Below are 4,805 nucleotides of genomic sequence, written 5' to 3'. Positions count from 1 at the left end.
GTCCGAGCGACGCGAATTTCCATTACGGCACGCCACTTGACGGACAGAATTTTGAAAATCTGGAGTACCTAAAATGAACAAGATTGCTCTTACCGCCGCGGTCCTTCTCGTTGCCACGGGCAGCGCCTTCGCCGGCAGCGACCATTACGGTTCCGACAACGTCAACCAGCCGGCCGTCACCCAGTCGGTTGCGCCGCGGTCGGGCGACAACATCGACCGCAGCATCACCGGTTCGATCCGCAAGTTCGAGCAGCGCGATCTCAGGATCACGCCCGATCAGAACCAGCCGGAATCCGGCCAGGGCATTTGGGGCCGCTAGGCCTCCGTCCCGAACCGATCAGAACCACAACTCTCAAATCTGGAGTAACTGAAATGACCAAGATCGCTCTTACCGCCGCTGCCCTTCTCGTTGCCACTGGTGCTGCTTTCGCCGGCTCCGACAACTACGGTTCGGCTAACGCCAACCAGCCGGCTGCTTCGGTCGACACCTCGTACACCGCTTCGGTCAAGAAGTCTGATGCGAATGTCCAGAAGCCCGTCACCCAGGGCAGCGACCGCGACCTGTTCGGCAACCACTAACCGGCCGCCAGCCCGACCTCTTCAAACTCACCCCTCAAATCTGGAGTAACTGAAATGACCAAGATCGCTCTTACCGCCGCTGCCCTTCTCGTTGCCACCGGTGCCGCTTTCGCCGGTTCCGACAACTACGGTTCGGCCAACGCCCACCAGCCGGCTGCTTCGGTCGATACCTCGTACACCGCTTCGGTCAAGAAGTCTGATGCGAACGTCCAGAAGCCGGTTACCCAGGGCGCCGACCGCGATCTGTTCGGCAACCACTAGACGGTCGATCCTCGATGGATCTCAAAGCGGCGGGTTTGTCCCGCCGCTCTGCTTTTATGGAGCCGGCTATCCGCAGGCCGGCTTGTGTCGTGACTATAGGCCCGGCTGCGCACAGAGGCGCTCTATTCCAAATCCTTCGGCCTGACGAAATGCGTCAGTCGCGCTCCGCCGAAGTCGAGGTTCGCCCAATCCTCCTTCACCGTGAACCGGGCCAGTGCCGCCGTCGGAAACTTCGCTTCGACTTTTTTGAACACGCCCTCATCCGATCCGGTGCCGGCGAGCCGCAGCACGAAATTCTGCAGGCCGGGATTGTGACCAATCACGATCAGGCTGGTGGCTTTCGCCTGCCGCACGCACGCCAGGATGGCGGCCGGCGCCGCCGCGTAGAGCTCCTCGGCGAATTCCGCTGGCCCATGCTTCGGCAATTCGGCGGCGACCAGTCGCCAGGTGTCGCGGGTGCGCAGCGCCGGCGAGACCAGTGCCAGATCCGGCAGCCAGCCGCGCCGCGAAAGCTCGCGCCCGATCAGCGGTGCCGTCTTCAGCCCGCGCGGGGCGAGCGGACGGTCGAAATCGGCGAGCTTGGGATCGTCCCGGCTCGACTTGGCATGGCGCAGCACAAGGAGTTGTCTGGGCGTCGCCATGGCAGTCCTACGGCGTGATGCGCGCCAGCTGTTCGAGGTCGGTTTCCTCGCGCAGCGGGTCGGGCGCCATCACCACTGAAGTGGCGTTGTCGGCGTCGTCGGCGAAATGGGCAAGCACGGTGTGGCCCTTTTCCATGCGCGCCTTGCCTTCGGCGACCAGCCCTAGCGCCAGCGGATAGAGCCGGTGCTCCACCTTCAGCACCCGCGCGGCTAAAGTGTCCTCGTTGTCGCCGACCATCACCGGCACGGCGGCCTGGGCGATGATCGGGCCGTCATCCATCTCGGGCGTGACGAAATGCACGGAGCAGCCATGGATGCGCACGCCCGCGCGGATGGCGCGCGCATGCGTGTCCAGCCCCTTGAAGGCAGGCAGAAGGGCAGGGTGGATGTTGACCATGCGCCCCTGCCATTTTTCGACCAGGCCGCGGCCGAGGATGCGCATATAGCCGGCCAGAGCCACGATCTCGGCGCCGAAGCCGGTAAGCGCGGCATCGATCGCAGCGTCATGTGCGTCCTTGCTCGGATGGTCGGCGCGCTGAATGACCTTGGTGGCGATGCCGCGCGACTGCGCGAGGCCGAGGCCCGCGGCGTTCGCACGATCCGAGATGACGCCGACGATCTCGGTCGGATAGGTCGGGTCGCTGGCTGCCGCGATCAGCGCCGTCATGTTGGAGCCGCGGCCCGAGATCAGGACGACCGTGCGTTTCCTGCTCATAGTTCGATCGAGCCCCGGTAGATGACGCCGGCGTCGCGGCGCGGCACGATCCGACCGATCGGCGTCACCGTCTCGCCGGCTTCCTGCAGCACCGCTGCCACCTGCGCCGCCTGGCCGGAAGCAACGGCGAGGATCATGCCGATGCCGCAGTTGAAGGTGCGCATCATTTCTTGCGGCGCCACGCCGCCGGTCCTGGCGAGCCACGAGAATACAGGCGGTACGTCGATCGCTTCGAGGTCGAGCTCGGCGGAGAAATCCTTGGGCAGCACGCGCGGAATGTTTTCCGGAAAACCGCCGCCGGTGATGTGAGCCAGCGCCTTGATGCCATGCGTGTTGCGGATCGCCTTCAGGATCGACTTCACATAGATGCGCGTCGGCTCGAGCAGCGCTTCGGCGAGGCTGAGCTCATCGTTGAACGGCGCCGGATCGCTCCAGCCAAGCCCGCTGGCGGCAACGATGCGGCGCACCAGCGAAAAGCCGTTGGAGTGGAGGCCGGAGGAGGCGAGGCCAAGCAGCACGTCGCCCTCGACGATGTCGTCGGTGGGCAGCAACTGGCCGCGCTCGGCCGCGCCCACGGCAAAACCGGCAAGGTCGTAATCCTTGTCGTGGTACATGCCGGGCATCTCGGCGGTCTCGCCGCCGATCAGCGCGCAGCCAGCCTGACGGCAGCCTTGCGCGATGCCGCCGACGATGGACGCGCCCTGGTCCGGATCGAGCTTGCCGGTGGCGAAATAGTCGAGGAAGAACAGCGGCTCGGCGCCCTGCACGACGATATCGTTGACGCACATGGCGACGAGGTCGATGCCGATCGTATCGTGCTTGCCGGAATCGATGGCGATCTTGAGCTTGGTGCCGACCCCGTCATTGGCCGCGACCAGCACCGGATCGGTGAAGCCGGCGGCTTTCAAATCGAACAGGCCGCCGAAGCCGCCGATCTCGCCGTCGGCGCCCGGCCGGCGCGTCGCGCGCACGAGCGGCTTGATCTTCTCGACCATGAGATTGCCGGCATCGATATCGACGCCCGCCTCGGCATAGGTGAGCCCGTTCTTGCGCTTGGCCTTGTCGCCGTTGCTCATCTTCGGCTCATCCCTGTTTCCATTGCGGGCTCATCGCATGAATGGTTTCGAGGGGCAAGGCGCGTGAGAGCCAATCTCCCCCCTTGAGAGGGAGATGTCGCCGGAGGCGACAAAGGGGGGTCGCCTCGCGTGGAGCTCCAGCGCCTTGTGCGCCAGAGACCATCTTCCCCCTCGAGCGGGGAGATCCGCAACTCCTCCCTTGCGTGCGCCTCTCATCTCCATCAACTATCTTCCAACAAAACCCATGATGGGACATCACGTGACCATACCTAACATGATCACGATCATGCGGCTGTTGCTGGTGCCGGCCGTGGTGCTGGCCATGCTGCAGGCGCGCTGGGACTGGGCCTTTGCCGGCTTCCTCGTCGCCGGCATCTCCGACGGCGTCGACGGTTTCATCGCTCGCCGCTACCGGTTGTTCTCGCGGCTCGGCGCTTATCTCGATCCGGTCGCCGACAAGCTCCTCCTGGTCTCGGTCTTCGTCGTCATGGGTTATGCCGGGGAACTGCCGCTCTGGCTTGTCGTGACCATGGTCTCGCGCGACGCGCTGATCGTCTGCGCCGTGCTTTTGTCCAGCGTGATGGCGCAGCCGGTCGAGATGAAGCCGCTCTTGGTGTCGAAGGTGAACACCGCCGTGCAGATCGCGCTGGCGGCGCTTGTGCTGGGCGAGCTTGCCTTTTCCATGCATCTCTATCCGCTCCGGCCGGCCCTCATATTGCTCTCGGGGGTCTTGACCGTGGCTTCGGCCGCGGCCTATCTCGTGGCCTGGCTAAGGCATATGAGTGGCTATGGCGAAGGCTCCCGGACGAGCAACACCAAGTCGGGCAATTCCAGAACGGACACCTGACGGCGAAGCCTGGACGGCCGCGGCCTCGACGGCGTTGCGCCGGCAGATCGCATTCTGGCTGATCGTTGCCGTGCTTCTGGCGCTGTTCCTCTATGTCTTCTCCGGCATCCTCTTGCCCTTCGTCGCCGGCATGGTGCTCGCTTATTTTCTCGATCCGGTGGCCGATCGGCTGCAGCGGCTCGGCCTCTCCCGGCTGATGGCGACGGTGGTGATCCTCATTGCCTTCGTCGTCGTCGTAGTGCTCGCCTTCGTTATCCTGGTGCCTGTGCTGGCCACGCAGATGGCCGATTTCGCGCGCAAGCTGCCGGAATACCTCACCCGCCTGCAGTCGCTCATCACCAGCTTCGACCCGAAGTGGCTGGAGCAGCGTTTTGGTGTCAACGCGGCCAGCCTGCGCGAAGGACTGAACTCGCTGCTCACCACCGGCTTCGGGCTGCTCACCACCGTCTTCACCTCGATCTGGAGCTCGGGCGTGGCGCTGGTTTCGGTGGTCAGCCTCTTCGTCGTCACCCCGGTCGTTGCCTTCTACATGCTGCTCGACTGGGACCGCATGGTCGCAGTGGTCGACAGCTGGGTGCCGCGCGACTATGTCGAGACGGTCAGGGCGCTTGCCCGCGAGATCAACACCGCCACCGCCGGCTTCGTGCGCGGGCAGGGCACTCTCTGCCTTGTGCTGGGCGCCATGT

Annotated in this window: 8 protein-coding genes; 5 read left to right on the top strand and 3 right to left on the bottom strand. The window is 64.6% G+C overall.

What is annotated here, in order from left to right; genetic code table 11:
• The first annotated feature begins 73 nt into the window (after window positions 1-73).
• From EOA60_RS19195 to EOA60_RS19185, 3 genes are read left to right on the top strand one after another with little or no spacing between them, the layout of a single operon-like run.
• Window positions 74-319, top strand: a complete 246-nt coding sequence (locus EOA60_RS19195) for a DUF680 domain-containing protein (RefSeq protein WP_066995852.1) — start codon at window positions 74-76, stop codon at window positions 317-319.
• Between the two features lie 53 nt (window positions 320-372).
• Window positions 373-579 carry a DUF680 domain-containing protein gene (locus EOA60_RS19190; protein WP_066995857.1) on the top strand — a complete coding sequence of 69 codons (207 nt, stop codon included), beginning with the start codon at window positions 373-375 and terminating at the stop codon, window positions 577-579.
• A gap of 54 nt (window positions 580-633) precedes the next feature.
• Window positions 634-840 (top strand): DUF680 domain-containing protein, encoded by a 207-nt coding sequence (locus EOA60_RS19185; RefSeq protein ID WP_067330449.1) that lies wholly within the window; start codon window positions 634-636, stop codon window positions 838-840.
• A gap of 122 nt (window positions 841-962) precedes the next feature.
• On the opposite strand, the gene EOA60_RS19180 is transcribed toward EOA60_RS19185, so the two are convergent.
• Genes EOA60_RS19180 through purM form a run of 3 tightly spaced genes read right to left on the bottom strand, consistent with a single transcriptional unit; the run spans window position 963 to window position 3,272 of the window.
• Window positions 963-1,481 carry a histidine phosphatase family protein gene (locus EOA60_RS19180; protein WP_067330453.1) on the bottom strand — a complete coding sequence of 173 codons (519 nt, stop codon included), beginning with the start codon at window positions 1,479-1,481 and terminating at the stop codon, window positions 963-965.
• 7 nt (window positions 1,482-1,488) lie between these two features.
• Complete coding sequence (gene purN / locus EOA60_RS19175) at window positions 1,489-2,196, bottom strand: phosphoribosylglycinamide formyltransferase (RefSeq protein ID WP_066995863.1); 708 nt, start codon at window positions 2,194-2,196, stop codon at window positions 1,489-1,491.
• Window positions 2,193-3,272: a phosphoribosylformylglycinamidine cyclo-ligase gene (gene purM, locus EOA60_RS19170; protein WP_095826474.1), complete on the bottom strand. Its 1,080-nt coding sequence runs from the start codon at window positions 3,270-3,272 to the stop codon at window positions 2,193-2,195. The genes purN and purM overlap by 4 nt, the downstream gene beginning before the upstream one ends.
• 259 nt (window positions 3,273-3,531) lie before the next feature.
• Between purM and EOA60_RS19165 the strand changes: the two genes are divergently transcribed.
• Together EOA60_RS19165 and EOA60_RS19160 are read left to right on the top strand one after the other, a co-directional pair.
• Window positions 3,532-4,119 (top strand): CDP-alcohol phosphatidyltransferase family protein, encoded by a 588-nt coding sequence (locus EOA60_RS19165; protein ID WP_095826478.1) that lies wholly within the window; start codon window positions 3,532-3,534, stop codon window positions 4,117-4,119.
• The coding region (locus EOA60_RS19160; protein ID WP_164899405.1) for an AI-2E family transporter at window positions 4,061-4,805 on the top strand (745 nt) is incomplete at its 3' end. The genes EOA60_RS19165 and EOA60_RS19160, both read left to right, overlap by 59 nt.

It is taken from the genome of Mesorhizobium sp. M1A.F.Ca.IN.020.06.1.1 (assembly GCF_004023265.1).
Classification (GTDB): domain Bacteria; phylum Pseudomonadota; class Alphaproteobacteria; order Rhizobiales; family Rhizobiaceae; genus Mesorhizobium.
This window is presented reverse-complemented; position numbering and strand designations above follow the sequence as displayed.

Excerpts from the sequence above, each read along its gene's own strand:
- EOA60_RS19195 (WP_066995852.1), top strand. The coding sequence starts at position 74 with ATGAACAAGATTGCTCTTACCGCCGCGGTCCTTCTCGTTGCCACGGGC.
- EOA60_RS19190 (WP_066995857.1), top strand. The coding sequence starts at position 373 with ATGACCAAGATCGCTCTTACCGCCGCTGCCCTTCTCGTTGCCACTGGT.
- EOA60_RS19185 (WP_067330449.1), top strand. The coding sequence starts at position 634 with ATGACCAAGATCGCTCTTACCGCCGCTGCCCTTCTCGTTGCCACCGGT.
- EOA60_RS19180 (WP_067330453.1), bottom strand. The coding sequence starts at position 1,481 with ATGGCGACGCCCAGACAACTCCTTGTGCTGCGCCATGCCAAGTCGAGC.
- purN (WP_066995863.1), bottom strand. The coding sequence starts at position 2,196 with ATGAGCAGGAAACGCACGGTCGTCCTGATCTCGGGCCGCGGCTCCAAC.
- purM (WP_095826474.1), bottom strand. The coding sequence starts at position 3,272 with ATGAGCAACGGCGACAAGGCCAAGCGCAAGAACGGGCTCACCTATGCC.